The sequence below is a fragment of the Variovorax sp. Root411 genome (assembly GCF_001425205.1).
GTDB lineage: Bacteria > Pseudomonadota > Gammaproteobacteria > Burkholderiales > Burkholderiaceae_C > Variovorax.
Map to the genome: position 1 here is coordinate 25,023 of NZ_LMDW01000007.1, position 16,744 is coordinate 41,766.

Below are 16,744 nucleotides of genomic sequence, written 5' to 3' on the forward strand. Positions count from 1 at the left end.
GAGGCAAGCGGTGCAAGCGCGCATTGTGGCGCGCCACTGATGCCCGATTCCATATGAGCTTATGCGCGGCATGCACGCCGCGTGCCTGCTCTCCATAATCGCCCCATGGTCCGTTCCACCCAACAACTACACACCCCACGCGAGCCCGCGCCTCCGCGCGCGGCCGCCACCGTGCTGCTGCTGCGCGACAGCGCCGCCGGCATCGAAGTGCTCATGACCCGCCGCTCGGCCACCGCCAGTTTCGCGCCCGGCGCCTATGTATTTCCCGGCGGCCAGATCGACACCGCCGACGAAGCGGCCCAGCGCATCGCCGCGCATCGGCCCACGCAAAGCGGCCTGCAGCGCACGCAGGCGATCGCGGCCATCCGCGAGGCTTTCGAGGAGCTGGGCGTGCTGCTCGCGCACCATGCCGACGGGCGGCCCGCCAACGCCGAAGACATCGCCGCAATGGACCGCGGCAACACGGCGGGCACGGCCTTTGCAGACCAGTGCGCGGCACGCGGGCTGGTGCTGGATTCCGACAAGGTGTTCACCTTCGCGCACTGGATCACCGACCGCGACCTGCCCCGGCGCTTCGACGTGCCCTTTCTGGTGGCGCGCATGCCCGAAGGCCAGGAGCCCGCGGCCGACGAGAGCGAACAGTTCGAGCCCTGCTGGGTGCGCCCCGCCGATGCACTCGCGCGCCATGCGGCGGGCAGCTTCTTCATGATCTTCCCGACCGTGCGCACGCTGCAGCGCATGGCCGCTTATGCCACCGTGGACGCCCTGCTCGCGGCCTGCGCCGGCGAGACCCCGCTGTGGACCAGCTGCCCGCGCGCCGGCCTGCTCAAGGGCGAGGACGCGCGCTACATGGAGCACGAATCGCCCTACGGCGAGCTCGCGCTGGTGTGCCCCGACGGACAGGCCGTGCACGCGCTCGACTGGCAGAGCGACCGCCCGGTGCCGCTGCTGAAGAACGTGATGCGCTTCACCGCGCCCAACCCGGGCGCGATGACCGGCCCGGGCACCAACAGCTACATCGTGGGCGACGCGGCCACGGGCTACGTGGTGATCGATCCGGGCCCGGACGACGCCGACCACATCGGGCGGCTGTGGCGCGCCACGCAGGGCGACATCCGCATGATCGTCTGCACGCACTCGCATGCCGACCACTCGCCGGGCGCGGCGCCGCTGCAGGCGCTGTGCAAGAACGGCAAACCGCCGATCCTCGGCCTGGCCTCGAAGCCTACAGCGCGCGCCAGCGCGCGCTTCACGCCGGAGCGCGAACTGGCCGATGGCGAGCGGCTCGTGCTGTCGGGCACAACGGCCGGAGGCGAGCCCATCGCCCACACGCTGCGCGTGATCCACACGCCCGGCCATGCGGCCAACCACCTGTGCCTGGTGCTGGAAGAAGACGGGCTGCTGTTCTCCGGCGACCACATCCTCAACGGCAGCACCACGGTGGTCGATCCGCCCGATGGCGACATGACGGCGTACCTCGATTCGCTCGACACGCTCGATGCGGCCTGCGCAGCCGGCGGCATCGACTTCATCCTGCCCGCGCATGGCTACGTGATCGGCTTTGCCCGCACCGCCATCGGCATGCTGAAGGCGCACCGGCTCAAGCGCGAAGCCAGGATCGCAGCCGCCATGCAGAAGCTGCCCGAAGGCACGCCCGAGCAATGGCTGCCGCTGGCCTACGACGACGTGCCCGAACGCATGTGGCCGGTAGCGGCCCGCTCGCTGGCCGCGCATGTGGCGCGCATCCGGCAACTGGCGGTGGCTCGATGAACAACAACAGCAAAAACTCTCCGGGTGAAGACGAGGGCATCCGCCTGGCCAAGCGCGTGGCCGCGCTGGCCGGCGTGTCGCGGCGCGAAGCCGAGCTGCTGATAGAAAACGGCGCGGTGCGCGTCGACGGCGTGGCGCAGATGCTGCCGCAGTCGCGCGTGTTGCCGCACCAGCAGGTCGAGATCGAGGCCGGCGCAAAGCCCGAGCCCGTGGTGCCCGTCACATTGCTGCTGTACAAGCCTGCGGGCATGGTCACCGACACCGCGCACCGCCTGCTGGTGGCTGCGAACCATCACGAGCCCGAGCGCGCCGGACTGCGTTTTCTGCCGGCGCATGCGAAGGCGCAGCACTGCATGACGCCGCTCGAGACCGGCGCCAGCGGGCTGGTCGCCTACACACAGGAATTCCGCATCGAACGCAAGCTGCAGGAAGACGCGGGCATCCTCGAGCACGAGGTGATGGTGGACGTGGCCGGCCCGGTGAGCCCCGAGGTGCTGGCGCGGCTGGAGCGCTCGCCCGCGCGCGTGAGCATCGGCCGCCAGAGCGACGAGCAAACGGGCCTGCGCTTCGCGCTCAAGGGCGCGCGGCCGGGGCAGATCGCCAACATCTGCGACGGCGTGGGCCTGCGCATTCTTGCGATGCGGCGCATCCGCATCGGCCGCGTGCCGCTGGCGGGGCTGCAGCCCGGCCAGTGGCGCTATCTCGCACCCCACGAACGCTTCTGAACAACGATGCACCGCATGTTCGCGGCCCGTAATTTTCAGCCGCGGCCCCGATGGGCCGCCGACAGGGAGACTGAGCCAATGAAGTTCGGAACGCCGAGCACCGCCCTGGCCTGCACCGTGCCGCTGGCACTGGTGGCGGGCTGCACGCTCCTCACGCCGCCACCGCCCCCCGCGCCAGCGGCGGCGCCGCCGGCCATTGTCTCGAAGGACGGCCTCGCGCCCATCACCGAGGAGCAGGTCGAGCGCATCCGCGACGCCATCGGCGTCAAGCCCCCCAGCCCGGCCGTGGGCAAGGTGGTGCGCAGCGCCTCGCCGACCATCGAGTCCTTCGTGCGGACCGAAGGCTGCATCACCGCGCGCAACGGCGCGGTGCTCAACCCCTTCGCCGCGCCCGGCCGCCTGTTCGACACCACGGGCTTCCAGGGCGGCCCGATGTCGGAGATGCAGTACCACGACAAGACCGCCTGCGTGACGGTGAAGCGCATCCAGAACTGGAAGATGGTCACGCCGAAGCTGCTGCGCTTCGAGGTGGTCTACGTGGGCGACGACGGCGAGGAACGTGCCGTCAAGCGCCACGAGCTGGTGCGCCAGCCCAAGGGCGGCTGGCTGTTCGCACGCTGAGGGCCGCGGTCACTCTCGGTCAATGCTTCGCGGTGGTCGGCGCGGCGCCCTGCGCAAGGTGTGCGTCGTCGGGTTCCCAGCCGCCGCCGAGCGCCATGAACAGCACGACCTGATCGTCGGCCAGCTGCGCCTCGCTGGCCGCGAGGGCGGCTTCGCTGGCGGCCAGCGAGCGTTCGGCGTCGAGCGAATCGAGGTAGCCGGTGCGTCCGTTCTGGTAGAGCTGGCGCGCCTGCGCGGCAACCTTCGCGCTTTCGTCGCGCGAGGCTTGCAGCGCGGCGTGGCGATCGAGTTCGCGCGCATAGGTGCCGAGTGCGGTCTCGGTTTCGCGCAGCGCGGTGAGCACGGTGCCGTCGAACTTGGCGAGCGCGGCGCGCGTGCCGGCCTCGGCCTGGGCGATGCGGGACTGTGCGACGCCTGTATTGGGAATGGTCCAGGAGATCAGCGGGCCGAGGCTCCACGCAAAGGTGTCCTTGCGGCCGAAGTCGTCGGCATGGCCGACAGAGGAGCCTGAAAGCCCCAGCGTGACTTTGGGATAGAGCTCGGCCGTGGCCACGCCGATGCGCGCCGTGGAGGCAGCAAGGCTGCGCTCGGCCTGGCGGATGTCGGGGCGGCGGCGCAGCAGCGCGGCACCGTCGCCGACCGGCAGCGTGCCCGCCACGCGCGGCGGCACGGTGCAGTCGGCCACTTCGCGCGGGAAGTCCTGCGGCACTGCGCCGGTCAAGGTGGCGAGGCGATAGAGCGCGCCCTGGCGTTCGGCCTTCAGCGGGGGCAAGGCGGCGTTGAGCTGCTGCAGTTGCGCACGCGCGCGACCTGCGTCGATGGCACCGGCGCGGCCTGCACTTTGCAGGCGGTCGGTGACGTTCACGGCGTCCTGCTGCAAGGCGACAGACTTCTGTGCGATCTGCAGGCGAAGGCCGGTAGCGCAGGCTTCGGCGTAGGCGCGCGCGGTGCCGGCCGCGACGTTCACGCGCACGAGGTCGAGCGCCGCTTCGGCGGCTTGGGTGTTGGCCTGCGAAGCCTCGATGCCGCGGCGGATCTGGCCGAACAGGTCGACCTGGTACGACAGCGAAGCGCCCGCGCTGTAGTTGAAGGTGCTCGGCGGCTCGTAGCCCTTCTGCAGCAGCGACAGGCCCGACACATGGCCGAACGAAGGGCCGCCGTTCACGCCGATGGTCGGGTACTTGGCGCCGGCCACTTCGTCTTCGATGGCGCGTTCGCGTTCGAGGTTGGCGACGGCCTGGCGCAGGTCGGTGTTGTGCGCGAGGGCCTGTTCGACCAGCCTGTCGAGCAACGGGTCGTGGTACAGGCGCCACCAGTGGGCGGGCAGCGGCGCGGCGTTGGCGGACGCCTCGGCAAAGGGCCGCGCGGCGGCGGCCTGGCTGGCCAGCGCCTCGGGCGGCTGGCGGTAGTCGGGACCGACCGCCGCGCAGGCCGCAAGCCCGGCGGCGACGGCCAGCGATGCAAGGCGAAATGCGAAGCGGCTCATGGCGTTCATCCCTTCTGCGGCGCGGCTGCCGGTGCCTGGGCGCTGTGCGCCGGCTTGTTCTCCAGCACCTGCACCGTGACCGTCTGGCCCGCGACGAGGCGTGCGCCCTGCGGCAGCGGATCGAGCTTGATGCGCACCGGAATGCGCTGCGCGAGCCGCACCCAGTTGAAGGTCGGGTTCACGCTGGGCAGCAGGTTGGCGCTGGTGGAGCGGTCGTGGTCGGCAATGCCGGCGGCCACGCTGTCGACCGCGCCTTCCAGCACCGCGCCGCCGCCCATCGGGGTGACGCGCACGCGGTCGCCGAGATGGATGCGCGGCAGCTTGGTTTCCTCGAAATAGCCTTCGACGTAGAACGACTGCGCATCGACCAGCGCGAGCACCGGGCGGCCCGCCGCGGCGTAGCTGCCCTGGCGCAGGTCGAGGTTGGTGACGAGGCCGTCGGCCGGCGCGCGCACCTGGGCGCGCTGCAGGTTGAGGCGGGCCGAGTCGAGCGCCACCTCGGCCTGCGCGACGGCGGCCTGCATCTGCTCGACACGCGAACGGGTCTGCTCGCGCGACTCCTTCGACACCAGGTCGTCGAGGCCCGCGTTGCGCGCGTTCTCGCGCTGCACCTGGGCGCTCATGGCGCGCTGCGCGGCGAGCGCTGCCTGGGCCTGGCGCACGGCGAGGTCGTAGCGGGCGCGGTCCACCTCGAACAGCAGCGTGCCGGCGGCGACCGGCTGGTTGTCGCGGATCGGTACTGCCGTGACGAGACCCGACACGTCGGGTGCGATTTGCACGACGTTGGCGCGCACGCGGCCGTCGCGCGTCCACGGTGCGAGTTCGTAGTGGTCCCACAGGCGCAGGCCGGCCCACACGGCGGCGGCGACCACGGCCACGGTGAGAAGAACGCGCCCGAGGCGCCGGGCCCATGGGTTGTCTGCGGAGGAACGGGAGGCTGTCATCGGAATCTCGTCGTCATTGAAGGTAGGAAGTGAGGCGGCTCAGTGCATAGAGCAACAGCAGGTAGAGCGCCATGTCGAACAGCGCGGGGTGCCACACCCAGCGGTAGGCGCCGGTGGCCGCGAGCAGTCGGCGTACACCCCACAGCGCGAGCAGCGCGCCGAGGGCCAGCACCATGATCCAGGGCACGTAGAGGCCGTAGAAACTGGCTTCGCCGATCATGCGGAAGCTCCTTGGGTGATCGCTGCGCCCGCCAGCCTGGGCGGCGCATCGGGAAAGAGATTGCGGCGCAGGCCGACCAATGCGGTGACGGCCGAGCGCGATGCGGCGGAAGAAGCGGAGTCGCGCGAAGCAAGCACGGCACCGAGTGCCTCGTCTATCTGCGGCAGCAGGTCGGCCGGATGCGGGTTCGCGCGGCCTTCCGCGCGCTGGCGGAAGAAGCGCGAGATGCCGCCCAGCAGCGCGGCCGAGGTGGCCAGCGGCAGCTGGGCGCGCACGCGCTGCAGCACGGCGATGTCTGCGCCCATGCGCAGGTCGCGCAGCGCGTCGTTGGCGGCCACGCCTTCGACGGTGCCGCCCGCCTGCGCGATGCGCGGCGCGAGCAGGCCGATGCGGTCGAGCATGCGCACGGCGTACGCATCGCTCTGCGCGTACTGCGGCTGCGGCGAAGCAGCCATGTCGCCGAGCTCGCGCCAGGTCGCGCGCTGGATGCGGCGCGCGCTCCAGTCGGCACCGACCGAACGCACGAGCCGCGTGACGCGCGCCGCGACCAGCACGCCGACGATCTGGCCGATCATGCTGTTGATGAAGCTCACGAGGTCGGAGCTGGCGGTGTCGTGCAGCGCGAGCGTGCCGGCCACGCCGAAGATCAGCGCCATCGCGGGCATGAAGTGCGTCGGACGCGGCAGGTAGAAGCCCAGCAGCAAGAAGAGCGGCGCGCAGATGACGACGAGCATGCCGAAGTCCTGCACGGTGGGCATGAGCACCAGCACATAGAGCGCCGAGATCGGGATGGACCACAGCGTCCACTTGAGAAAGCCGTGGATCGCCGGCACGGGGTCGTCCATGGTGGCGAAGAAGCAGCAGAAGACGGCGGCCATCATGGTGGCGGCCGAGCCCATGGGCCAGCCGGTGACGATCCAGAACGCGCCGCACAGGCAGATGGCGATGACAGCGGCCAGCGCAGAGAGCAGCGCCATGCCGTAGTCGCGGTGCAGCACGCGGCTGCCGAGCGCTGCCGTGCGGCGCAGCGGCGCGGCGCCCTTGAGGCCTTCGTCGATGTCCAGGCGCAGCCGGGCGCAGGCGGTCCAGCCGTCGACGAGTTCTTCGAGGCGCCCGGCGAGGCCGATGCGCAGGGCGCGGCCCCATGGAGTGGGCTGCTGCGCGTCGGCAGGAGCGGCGCTCAATGCGTCGATGGCACGGCGCAGGGCTTGCAGCCGCTCGGCGCGGTGGGCGGAGGCAGGTTCAGCCTCCTCGCGCAGCCACTGCGCGGCCTGCGCGAGTACGGCGGCCACGTCGGGTGCGAGTTGCCCTTCGGCCTGCTCCAGCGCCTGCAGGCGGTCTTCGACAGCCGAGAGCGCGGGCGTGAGCGCGGCAACGCGGTCCTGCATCGCGCGGATCGCCCCGGCGGTCCAGCGCAGGTGCGTGGTATCGAAGGGCACGTGCGTGGAGAGCAGGCGCAGTTGCGTGATGTCGCCTGCGAGGCGGCGGCGGTCGTCGTCCAGGCGCTTCGGTTCGGCGTCACTGCTGCGGTCGGCGGGCTGCAGCAGGTCGCCGAGCCACTTGCGCGCGTCGAGCAGCGTGCGATCGAGCAGGCCCAGCACGGTCGGCGCAAGCCCCGCGGGGAGCACAAGGCTGTGGACGAGCGTGGCGCAGAAGATGCCGAGGCCGATTTCTTCCACGCGCGCCACGGCGGTGTCGAACAGCGCGAGCGGCGTCTGCACCGACGGAAAGCCGATCAGCGCGGCGGTGTAGCCCGCGAGCATGAACACGTAGGAGCGCGGCGTGCGGTCGAACAGCGAGATGCACAGGCACAGCCCGACCCACAGCGCGAGCACCAGGGTCAGCAGTTCCGGCGCGTTGGACAGCGCGGGCACCATCAGCACGGTCGCGGTGCTGCCGATGAGCGTGCCGCAGAAGCGATACAGCGCCTTCGAGCGCACCGCGCCGGCCAGCGGATGGGCGACGACGTAGGTGGTCATGAGCGCCCAGAAGGGGCGCGGCAGGCCGGCACGGCTGGCGAGGTACATCGCCAGCATGGCGGCGGCGAAGCTCTTGCCGGAAAAGAGAAGCTCCGCACGGCTGAAGCGCGGAAGACGGAGCGCGGGCATTTCTTACCTGCGCCCTTCCTGCGGCGCCGGGACCGGGCGCCCCAGGCGCTCCTCGAGCACGCCGAACACGCGCAGGCAGGCAGCGATGTCGTCGTCGGACACGCCTTCGAACAGCTCGTTGCGCATCAGGCTCAGCGCCGCCTCGATGGGCGCGCAGGCGGCCTTGCCCGCGGGCGTGAGATGCAAGGTCTTGGCACGGCGGTCGGCCGGGTCTTCGCGGCGCTCGACGAAACCGGCCTCCACCAACTGGTCGAGCGAGCGCACCAGCGACGGGCCTTCGATGCCCAGTGCATCGGCCAGCACGCCCTGGCGCACTTCGCCGTTCATGCGCCCGAGCATCACGATCGGCCAGGCCAGCGTTTGCGACACGCCGACGTGCGCCACTGCCCTGTCCGCCGACGCGCGGTAGCCGCGCTGCAGCACCGAGAGCGCCATGCCGAGCCGCATCAGCGCGTTTTCGCGCTTTGGGAGGTAGTTGCTCGACTTGCTCACGATAGCCGCCTATTAATTAGCATGCTATCGATTATACGGGTAACTACCAATCCGTGCGGGCAACAAGGCTGCCGCCCGCCTTCAGCGGTCGAAGGCGCGAAAAATGAAAAGGGAAGAAAAGTGTGAAGCCCGCCGATAAGCCGGATTCTGTGCATCGAGGGCCTCTTGCGAAGCCTTCGACGTGACCGCCATTACTCTGGGCCGTTTGTCGCCAAACGGCTCGATGCCACCTACCCGCCAGCTCAGCGGAACCACCTCGATACTGGCCTACTTGGTGTTGCTGCGCGCAGAGATTGCCCGTTTCACCCGAACTCAATCGGCTCGTCTCTGTTGCTCTGATCCTCACCTCACGGTGGAGAGTCGTTAACTCCTGCGCTGTCCTGTGCAGTCCGGACGTTCCTCCAGTGCGGTCTTTCGACGCGGCACCCGAAGGTGTCGCCCCTTTCGGGCTTGCACCAGCGGCGGTCTGGCGTGCTTCACGGGGTGGATTATCGCCTCTGCCCGGGCACACCGGCGGGCAGGTCCCACAATGCGCGCTGTTCGTCCGACAAACGCATCGACCCAAGGAGATTCCATGAAGGCCCAGAGCATCCTCCAGACCATCGGCAACACGCCGCACATCCGCATCAACCGCCTGTTCGGCAATGCGAAACAACAGGTCTGGATCAAGTCCGAGCGCGCCAACCCCGGCGGCTCGATCAAGGACCGCATCGCGCTGTCGATGGTGGAAGACGCCGAGAAGAGCGGCGCGCTCAAACCCGGCGGCACCATCGTCGAGCCGACCTCGGGCAACACCGGCATCGGCCTCGCGATGGTGGCGGCCGTAAAGGGCTACAAGCTGATCCTGGTGATGCCCGACAGCATGTCGGTCGAGCGCCGCCGCCTGATGCTGGCCTACGGCGCCACCTTCGACCTGACGCCGCGCGCCGGCGGCATGAAGGCCTCCATCGCGCGCGCCGAGGAAATCGTGGCCGGCACGCCCGGCGCGTGGATGCCGCAGCAGTTCAACAACCCCGCGAATGTCGACGTGCACGTGCGCACCACGGCGGAGGAAATCGCGGCCGACTTTCCCGATGGCGTCGACGTGCTCATCACCGGCGTGGGCACGGGCGGCCACATCACGGGCGTGGCGAAGGTGCTGAAGAAGAAGTGGCCGAAGCTGCAGGTGTTCGCGGTCGAGCCGGTGGCCTCGCCCGTGATTTCCGGCGGCGCGCCGGCGCCGCACCCCATTCAAGGCATCGGCGCGGGCTTCATTCCGAAGAACCTCGACACCTCGCTGCTCGACGGCGTGCTGCAGGTCGACGCCGAACCCGCGCGCGAAATGGCACGCCGCTGCGCGGTCGAGGAAGGCATGCTGGTCGGCATCTCGTCGGGCGCCACGCTCGCGGCCATCGCGCAGAAGCTGCCCTCGCTGGCGCCCGACGCGGTGGTGCTGGGCTTCAACTACGACACGGGCGAGCGCTATCTCTCCGTCGAAGGGTTCCTGCCGGCGTGACTTGGCTCGCCCCCAGGCTACGCGCACTTCGTGTCGCTTCTCCTACCCCCTACCGGGGGCAACACCTGCGGCCCGGCAAAGCCGGTTCCGCGGTGTTCCACGACGACGAAGCTAAAATGCCGGGCTGCTTGATAGTCACAAGCCCCACGCCATGCTGAGAATCTCCGAACTCAAACTCCCGCTAGCCCACGCGCCCGACGCGCTGGCCGCACTGATCGCCAGGACGCTCGACGTCCCGCTCGACGCGATCGCCTCCCACACCGTCTACAAGCGCAGCTTCGACGCGCGCAAGATCGAACTGCTCACGGTCTACATCTGCGACGTGCAGCTGAAAGACGCGAAGCTCGAAGCCGCGCTGCTCGCGAAGCACGCGGGCCATCCGCACATCCAGAACGCCCCCGACATGCGCTACACGCCGCCGGCCAATGCGGCCGAAGGCACGGCGCGGCCGGTGGTGGTCGGCTTCGGGCCCTGCGGCATCTTCGCGGCGCTGATGCTCGCGAAGATGGGCTTCAAACCCATCGTGCTCGAACGCGGCAAGACCGTGCGCCAGCGCACCCGCGACACCTGGGGCCTGTGGCGCAAGAGCGTGCTGAACCCCGAGTCGAACGTGCAGTTCGGCGAAGGCGGCGCCGGCACCTTCTCGGACGGCAAGCTCTACAGCCAGATCAAGGACCCGCGCTTCCTCGGCCGCAAGGTGATGGAAGAGTTCGTGAAGGCCGGCGCGCCGCCCGAGATTCTTTACGTCGCGCATCCGCACATCGGCACCTTCAAGCTGGTGAAGGTGGTGGAGAACATCCGCGAACAGATCGTGGCGCTGGGCGGCGAGATCCGCTTCGAGCAGCGCGTGACCGACGTGCACATCGAAGACGGCCACCTGCGCGGCCTCACGGTGCTCGACCAGACCACCGGCACGAGCAGCGAGCTGCGCGCCGACCACGTCGTGATGGCGCTGGGCCACAGCTCGCGCGACACCTTCGAGATGCTGCATGCGCGCGGCGTGCACATCGAGGCCAAGCCCTTCTCCATCGGCTTCCGTGTGGAGCATCCGCAGGGCCTGATCGACCGCGCGCGCTGGGGCCGCCATGCGGGCCATCCGCTGCTCGGCGCGGCCGACTACAAGCTGGTGCACCATGCAAGCAATGGCCGCTCGGTCTACAGCTTCTGCATGTGCCCCGGCGGCACCGTGGTGGCGGCCACCAGCGAGCCCGGCCGCGTGGTCACCAACGGCATGAGCCAGTACTCGCGCAACGAGCGCAACGCCAACGCGGGCATCGTGGTGGGCATCGACCCGAAAGACTTCCCCGGCGACGCGCTCGCGGGCATCGCCTTGCAGCGCGAACTCGAAAGCAACGCCTTCGTGCTCGGCGGCGGCGACTACCGCGCGCCGGGCCAGCTGGTGGGCGACTTCATCGCCGGCCGGCCCTCGACCGCGCTCGGCAGCGTGATTCCGTCGTACAAGCCCGGCGTGACCCCGACCGACCTGCACAAGGCGCTGCCGGCCTACGCCATCGAGGCCATGCGCGAGGCCTTCCCCGCCTTCGGCCGCAAGATCAAGGGCTTCGACACGCACGACGCGGTGCTCACCGGCGTGGAGACGCGCACCTCGTCGCCGATCCGCATCACGCGCGGTGACGATTTCCAGAGCCTCAACGTGCGTGGCCTCTACCCGGCCGGCGAAGGCGCAAGCTACGCGGGCGGCATCCTGTCGGCCGGCGTGGATGGCATCAAGGTGGCCGAGGCCGTGGCGCACGGCGTGCTGGCCGAAGCCTCGGCACTGAGCCACTGAGCCACTGAGCCGCCACCCGACATCGAGACCTGCATGGCCAGCGACGACTTCCATTTCTTCGAACCCGCCAAGGGCCACGGCCTGCCGCACGACCCGTTCAACGCGATGGTCGGGCCGCGCCCCATCGGCTGGATCTCGTCGCAGGACGAGAACGGCGTGCTCAACCTCGCGCCCTACAGCTTCTTCAACGCCTTCAACTACACGCCGCCGCTCGTCGGCTTCGCCAGCATCGGCGCCAAGGACAGCCTGCACAACATCCGCCAGACGCGGGAGTTCGGCTGGAACCTGGCAACCCGGCCGCTGGCCGAGCAGATGAACCGCTCCTGCGCGGCGGTGCCGCCCGAGGTGAACGAGTTCGAGCTCGCCGGCCTCGCCACGGCAGCCTCGCGGACCATCGCGGTGCCGCGCGTGGCCGAAAGCCCCGTGTCCTTCGAGTGCAAGCTCACGCAGATCCTGCAGCTCGAAGGCGTGGACGGCGTGCCCGTGCAGACCTGGCTCGTGCTCGGCGAAGTGGTGGGCGTGCACATTGCGCGCCACCTGCTGAAGGACGGCATCTACGACACCGCCGCGGCGCAGCCCATCCTGCGCGGCGGCGGCCCGGGCGACTACTTCGAAGTCAGCCCCGACAATCTCTTCAGGATGTTCCGGCCGCGCTGAACGCGCTCGGCCGGCCTTCTTTTTTCCAATCCTTTCCACAGCGCCCCCGCATGACCGACGCTTCCACCGCCACCCCGAAGACGAACGCCCGCCCGCCCCGGCGCCAGCAACTGGACATGGCCGACCAGCTGAAGCAGCTGCAGGCCGGTGCAGGAACAGACGCGGGCGCAGACGCGCCGGCGCAGCAGCAACAGCAACCCCGGCAGGCCTCGCGCCCGCCGCGGCAGAAGAACACCGGCCGCGGCCCGCGTGCGCAGCAGCCCCAGCAACAGAAAGCGCAGGCGCAGCAGCAGCAACCGCAGCGCGCGCCGCGCAAGGTCAACCCGGTGCTGGAGCGCCTGTTCGAGCTGTACCCGCAGCTCTTCGGCGCGCGCTTCGTGCCGCTGAAGCTCGGCGTGTACGAGGAACTGATCGCGCGCCACCCCGAGGACTTCAAGGCCGAAGACCTGAAGATCGCCATGGGCCAGCACGCGCGCTCCACGCGCTACCTCGAGGCCGTGGCCGCCGGCCTGGCGCGCCACGACCTCGACGGCAACGCACTGGACCCGGTCGCGCCCGAGCACGTGCACCACGCCATCCTCGAGCTGCACCGCCGCCGCATGCTGCGCAACAACGGCAACGCCGAAGAACTGCGCCCGCAGCTGGTAGCGCGCATCGCCAAGGCCGTCGAGGCCTCAGGCCTCGACCGCGAGGCCTATGCGGTGCTCGTGCGCTCGCGTGACGCGAACGCCAACGCCGTGGTCGATGAAGCCCTGGCCGAACTCGCCGAGCAGGCCGCCAAGCGCGAGGCGCTGCTGCGCGCCTTCGAGGCCAGCGGCCGAAGCGAGCAGGAGTTCGCCGACATGTACGGCATGAAGCCCGGCGACGTGACGCGCACGCTGCAGCGGGTGCGCGACGACAAGAAGCGGGCAGAGGCCGCTGCGGCAGCAGCAGCTGTGGCGGCAACGGAGGTGCAGGCAGCGCCCGAAGCAGAAGCCGCTCCGGCCGCGACCGACGCACCCGCCGCCGACTGAAGCACGGCGCGCCAGCCCCAACGCAAAAAGCCGCCACATCACTGTGGCGGCTTTTTTTCATGGGCGACGCGACGTTTGCCGCACCCCGCAGCTTGCTCAGCGCGCGTTCTGCAGCGCCGCGATGCGCTCCTCGATCGGTGGGTGCGTGGCAAACAGCTTGCCGATGCTGCCGGTGATGCCCATGGCTTCGACCGCCTTCGGCAGTTCGCCGGCCGGCAGGCCGCCCAGGCGCGCGAGCGCGTTCATCATCGGCTGGCGGTTGCCCATGAGCGCGGCGGCGCCGGCGTCGGCGCGGAACTCGCGGTGGCGCGAGAACCACGCCACCACCATCGCGGCGGCAAAGCCCAGCACGATGTCGAGCACGATGGTGCTCACGTAGTAGCCGATGCCGGGGCCCGACGAGCGGTCGTCGCCGCGGCGCAGGAAGCTGTCGACCGCATAGCCGATCACGCGCGACAGGAACACGACGAAGGTGTTCATCACGCCCTGGATCAGCGTCATGGTGACCATGTCACCGTTGGCGATGTGCGCCACCTCGTGGCCGATGACGGCCTCGACCTCTTCGCGCGTCATGTTCTGCAGCAGGCCGGTGGACACCGCCACCAGCGAGGAGTTCTTGAACGCGCCGGTCGCGAAGGCATTGGGCTCGCCTTCGAAGATTGCAACTTCGGGCATGCCGATGCCGGCCTTGTCGGCGAACTTGCGCACCGTGCCGACGATCCAGGCCTCGTCGGGCGACTGGGGGTTGTCGATCATGCGCAGCCCGGCCGTCCACTTGGCCATGGGCTTGCTGATAAGCAGCGAGATGAACGCGCCGCCGAAGCCCATGATGAGCGCGAAGCCGAGCAGCGCCGTGAGGTTGAGCCCGTTGGCCGTGAGAAAGCGGTTGACGCCGAGCAGGCTGGCGACGATGCCGAGCACCGCGACGACCATCACATTGGTCAGGACGAACAGAAGGATACGTTTCAAGTTGAATTCTCCGTGGGGAAATCTGCCACCCAGATGAGGGCCTCGCGGCTCTCTTCAAGCCGTGCGCGGCATGGAGGTCCTGGGTGTTGTTGTGCGTTGTGGGGCGCTCCGGCCGGCGGTAGCCGGCAAGGCCATGATAGGAGCAAAAGTTCCAACGCCCGGGTATTCCCCGGCCGCGCAAAGGCCTGTCGAAGAACTCAGAAGAGGCCTGTCGTTCCCGGCGCCGGACGCGTGGCGATGTCGGCGTGCAGGCGGGCGCTGCGGCGCATGCCCTGCGTCAGGCGCACCGCGAACAGCATGCCGTTGACCAGCACCAGCAGCGCCGCGAACAGCGCCCACAGCGTGTACGCACCGGCGCTGGCCGTGCGCGCGGCGTCCAGGTTCGGGTCGATGCGCACCAGCGTCGTGCCCTTGGCGTCCTCGCCGACGGCGGTCACCAACCCCTCGAGCACGAAGGGATGCAGGCCATCGGTGGTGGCATTGCGACGCAGGCGTTCCCAGCGTTCGAGCAGGGAACCGCGAGGCACGTCATCGGCCGGGCCATCGGCGCCGTCTTCTCCCGGCTCGGCGTCGGACTCACCCGACTTGCCCTGCGCATCGCCGATGCGGGAAGTGGACGCCAGCAGCACGCCGCCCTTGGCAGGCACGATGGCCGGGCGCGCGGCGGCGATCTTCGCGGTGACCACGCTGTCGACGGCCTGCCGCAGCACGCGCTGCACGGTCGCGAGTTGGCCGCGAGACAGCACGAGGTCGGCGTTCTGCGCGCCCGTCTTCGCGCTGGCGGCCAACGCCGCCCAGGTGGTGACCGGCGTGTCGGCGCCGTCCTTCTCGACGGTGGCGTCGATCGCGCGCACGAGCTCGCGCTGCAGGTGGGCGCAGGCTTCGGGCGAGAGGCCGCCGCTGTCGTGGCAGGCGGCCTCGATCATGGCCACCGAACGGTCGAAGCCGCGCACGATCATGGGCACGTTCTCGCGCGCGCGGTAGGCCGCGAGCGGGTCGGGCGCCTGGCCCATCTGCATGCGCAGCATCGCCATCAGGGCGGCCGACATGCCGTTCTCCGACGCGCGGATGAAGTCCGCCCCGGCAAGCGCCAGCACGCTCTGCGGAATGTCCAGCGCGGGCACGACCGGGTCGGAGCCGGCCCAGCGCACGGTGGTGCAGTCGATGACCGGCACGGCGTGCGCGTCTTCGCTGCGGCCGTTCATGTCCATCTCGCAGCGGGCTTCGCCTTCCATGTTGGCGAAGCTGGCCCACTTCGGCGGGTTCTCGTCCACTTGCGCGGGGTTGGCGTAGCCAGGGCTCTTTGCATGCGAGATCCAATGCGCAACCACCGCCGCTTCGCCGCGCAGGTCGGGCGCCGACAGCGCCAGCGCGCCGAGGGCCAGCAGCCCGACCAGCAACAGCAGCAGGTGGCGCCCCCAATACACGGGCCGGAAGCGTCGCCATTCGTCGGCCACGGACCACTTGTCGCCGAAGCTCACCGCGCTGTAGTCGCTGGTGCGCAGTTCGGCCTCGATCACCTCGCCGTACGGCACCGACGCGGGGTTGCTCCAGTGTGAAGGCAGCACCAGGCTCAGCTTGTCGCCGATGAACATGCCGACCTTCCTGACCGCCACGTTGCGCACGTCGACCACGGCAATCTGGTTGAGCATGCCGCGCACGCGGTTGACGGGCTGCGGCTGGCGCACCACCGCCATCGACGACGGCCGGCGCACGAAGAGCCACGCGGCCCACAGGGCCGCGAGCAGGCCCGCGCCCAGCAGGTAGGCCTGCGCCCCGCGCGTGGCGTCCCAGGTGGTGATCCACAACAGCACGAAGGCGGCCAGCCATGCGAGCGCGGAGGCCCAGCCGCCGCGGCCCATGCGGCTTGCGACTTCTTCGGGGGTCTCGGTGCGCTGGCCGAGGATGTCGACCTCGCCGCGTTCGTAGCGGGCGAGCGGGTTCGCGTCCTGCGCGACTTCGTCGAGGCTCGGCAGCGCGCCGGCTTCGCCGCGCTTCCATTGCTTGTCCTGCGCCTGTTGGCGCTGCGCGCGCTGGCGGCCTTCGAGCAGGTCGAAGCCGTTCACGCGGATCACCACCGCGCATTTCTTGCTCAGCACGACCAGCGCCTCGTTGTGCGGCTCGATGTAATCGATGGCGTCGTAGGGCAGCAGCACATCGACGTCGCCGATGGTGTCGTGCTCGGTCGACGAGCCCTGCGTCTGCAGGCCGTGGCGCAGGAAGGCGCCGCGGAGTTCGCGCACCTCGTCGTCGACCGTGAGGCCCTGTCCCATCAGAAAGGGTTGCAGCGCGGATTTCTCTTCGTCGGTGATGCGGCGCAGCACGGGCGTGTTGCGAAAGCCCTTCAGCGCATCGCGGTTGCCGGAACGGCGCGAGGCGTAGACGATGAAGCTGTAGATCGCGTAAAGAATCAGCCCGACCTTGAGCAGAAGAATGACGGTGTCCATGTTGTTGT

The 16,744-nt window shown here is 69.7% G+C and carries 14 protein-coding genes and 1 other RNA gene; 7 read left to right on the forward strand and 8 right to left on the reverse strand.

Annotated features, from left to right (window positions below; genetic code table 11):
- Positions 1-105: 105 nt before the first annotated feature.
- From ASC92_RS10480 to ASC92_RS10490, 3 genes are all read left to right on the forward strand, one after another.
- On the forward strand, positions 106-1,770 hold the full coding sequence (locus tag ASC92_RS10480; protein WP_056514401.1) for an MBL fold metallo-hydrolase: 1,665 nt from the start codon (positions 106-108) through the stop codon (positions 1,768-1,770).
- Entirely contained in the window at positions 1,767-2,495 is a 729-nt protein-coding gene (locus ASC92_RS10485; protein WP_056514404.1) for an RNA pseudouridine synthase, read from the forward strand. Before ASC92_RS10480 ends, ASC92_RS10485 begins: the two co-directional genes overlap by 4 nt.
- Positions 2,496-2,573: 78 nt before the next feature.
- The gene (locus ASC92_RS10490; protein WP_056514406.1) at positions 2,574-3,116 is read left to right on the forward strand and encodes a hypothetical protein; all 543 of its coding nucleotides are present in this window, start codon (positions 2,574-2,576) and stop codon (positions 3,114-3,116) included.
- 19 nt (positions 3,117-3,135) lie between these two features.
- Here ASC92_RS10490 and ASC92_RS10495 read toward each other — a convergent pair whose 3' ends face one another.
- The 6 genes from ASC92_RS10495 to rnpB form a co-directional block, all read right to left on the reverse strand.
- Positions 3,136-4,611: an efflux transporter outer membrane subunit gene (locus ASC92_RS10495; RefSeq protein WP_056514409.1), complete on the reverse strand. Its 1,476-nt coding sequence runs from the start codon at positions 4,609-4,611 to the stop codon at positions 3,136-3,138.
- Positions 4,608-5,546 carry an HlyD family secretion protein gene (locus ASC92_RS10500; RefSeq protein WP_056514412.1) on the reverse strand — a complete coding sequence of 313 codons (939 nt, stop codon included), beginning with the start codon at positions 5,544-5,546 and terminating at the stop codon, positions 4,608-4,610. The genes ASC92_RS10495 and ASC92_RS10500 overlap by 4 nt, the downstream gene beginning before the upstream one ends.
- A 13-nt stretch (positions 5,547-5,559) precedes the next feature.
- Complete coding sequence (locus ASC92_RS10505) at positions 5,560-5,766, reverse strand: DUF1656 domain-containing protein (protein WP_007838217.1); 207 nt, start codon at positions 5,764-5,766, stop codon at positions 5,560-5,562.
- Entirely contained in the window at positions 5,763-7,874 is a 2,112-nt protein-coding gene (locus ASC92_RS10510) for an FUSC family protein (protein WP_056514415.1), read from the reverse strand. The genes ASC92_RS10505 and ASC92_RS10510 overlap by 4 nt, the downstream gene beginning before the upstream one ends.
- A 3-nt stretch (positions 7,875-7,877) precedes the next feature.
- Positions 7,878-8,321 (reverse strand): MarR family winged helix-turn-helix transcriptional regulator, encoded by a 444-nt coding sequence (locus ASC92_RS10515; RefSeq protein ID WP_056514488.1) that lies wholly within the window; start codon positions 8,319-8,321, stop codon positions 7,878-7,880.
- A gap of 165 nt (positions 8,322-8,486) precedes the next feature.
- Positions 8,487-8,844, reverse strand: an RNA gene (gene rnpB / locus ASC92_RS10655) — RNase P RNA component class A.
- A 96-nt stretch (positions 8,845-8,940) separates the two neighbouring features.
- On the opposite strand from rnpB, the gene cysK reads away from it, so the two are divergent.
- The 4 genes from cysK to ASC92_RS10535 all read left to right on the forward strand — a co-directional run bounded on the left by cysK (position 8,941) and on the right by ASC92_RS10535 (position 13,320).
- The gene (gene cysK, locus ASC92_RS10520) at positions 8,941-9,861 is read left to right on the forward strand and encodes a cysteine synthase A (protein WP_056514418.1); all 921 of its coding nucleotides are present in this window, start codon (positions 8,941-8,943) and stop codon (positions 9,859-9,861) included.
- Between the two features lie 151 nt (positions 9,862-10,012).
- Positions 10,013-11,650, forward strand: coding sequence for an NAD(P)/FAD-dependent oxidoreductase (locus ASC92_RS10525; RefSeq protein WP_056514421.1), 1,638 nt, complete (start codon positions 10,013-10,015; stop codon positions 11,648-11,650).
- A 33-nt stretch (positions 11,651-11,683) separates the two neighbouring features.
- On the forward strand, positions 11,684-12,307 hold the full coding sequence (locus ASC92_RS10530; protein WP_056514423.1) for a flavin reductase family protein: 624 nt from the start codon (positions 11,684-11,686) through the stop codon (positions 12,305-12,307).
- Between the two features lie 50 nt (positions 12,308-12,357).
- Positions 12,358-13,320: a ProQ/FinO family protein gene (locus ASC92_RS10535; protein WP_056514426.1), complete on the forward strand. Its 963-nt coding sequence runs from the start codon at positions 12,358-12,360 to the stop codon at positions 13,318-13,320.
- Between the two features lie 96 nt (positions 13,321-13,416).
- On the opposite strand, the gene htpX is transcribed toward ASC92_RS10535, so the two are convergent.
- Complete coding sequence (gene htpX / locus ASC92_RS10540; RefSeq protein WP_056514428.1) at positions 13,417-14,289, reverse strand: protease HtpX; 873 nt, start codon at positions 14,287-14,289, stop codon at positions 13,417-13,419.
- 197 nt (positions 14,290-14,486) lie between these two features.
- Positions 14,487-16,736, reverse strand: a complete 2,250-nt coding sequence (locus tag ASC92_RS10545) for an IgaA/UmoB family intracellular growth attenuator (protein WP_056514432.1) — start codon at positions 16,734-16,736, stop codon at positions 14,487-14,489.
- Positions 16,737-16,744: the final 8 nt, after the last annotated feature.

Coding starts and splice junctions, on each gene's coding strand:
- ASC92_RS10480 (WP_056514401.1), top strand. CDS start 106: ATGGTCCGTTCCACCCAACAACTACACACCCCACGCGAGCCCGCGCCT.
- ASC92_RS10485 (WP_056514404.1), top strand. CDS start 1,767: ATGAACAACAACAGCAAAAACTCTCCGGGTGAAGACGAGGGCATCCGC.
- ASC92_RS10490 (WP_056514406.1), top strand. CDS start 2,574: ATGAAGTTCGGAACGCCGAGCACCGCCCTGGCCTGCACCGTGCCGCTG.
- ASC92_RS10495 (WP_056514409.1), bottom strand. CDS start 4,611: ATGAACGCCATGAGCCGCTTCGCATTTCGCCTTGCATCGCTGGCCGTC.
- ASC92_RS10500 (WP_056514412.1), bottom strand. CDS start 5,546: ATGACAGCCTCCCGTTCCTCCGCAGACAACCCATGGGCCCGGCGCCTC.
- ASC92_RS10505 (WP_007838217.1), bottom strand. CDS start 5,766: ATGATCGGCGAAGCCAGTTTCTACGGCCTCTACGTGCCCTGGATCATG.
- ASC92_RS10510 (WP_056514415.1), bottom strand. CDS start 7,874: ATGCCCGCGCTCCGTCTTCCGCGCTTCAGCCGTGCGGAGCTTCTCTTT.
- ASC92_RS10515 (WP_056514488.1), bottom strand. CDS start 8,321: ATGCGGCTCGGCATGGCGCTCTCGGTGCTGCAGCGCGGCTACCGCGCG.
- cysK (WP_056514418.1), top strand. CDS start 8,941: ATGAAGGCCCAGAGCATCCTCCAGACCATCGGCAACACGCCGCACATC.
- ASC92_RS10525 (WP_056514421.1), top strand. CDS start 10,013: ATGCTGAGAATCTCCGAACTCAAACTCCCGCTAGCCCACGCGCCCGAC.
- ASC92_RS10530 (WP_056514423.1), top strand. CDS start 11,684: ATGGCCAGCGACGACTTCCATTTCTTCGAACCCGCCAAGGGCCACGGC.
- ASC92_RS10535 (WP_056514426.1), top strand. CDS start 12,358: ATGACCGACGCTTCCACCGCCACCCCGAAGACGAACGCCCGCCCGCCC.
- ASC92_RS10545 (WP_056514432.1), bottom strand. CDS start 16,736: ATGGACACCGTCATTCTTCTGCTCAAGGTCGGGCTGATTCTTTACGCG.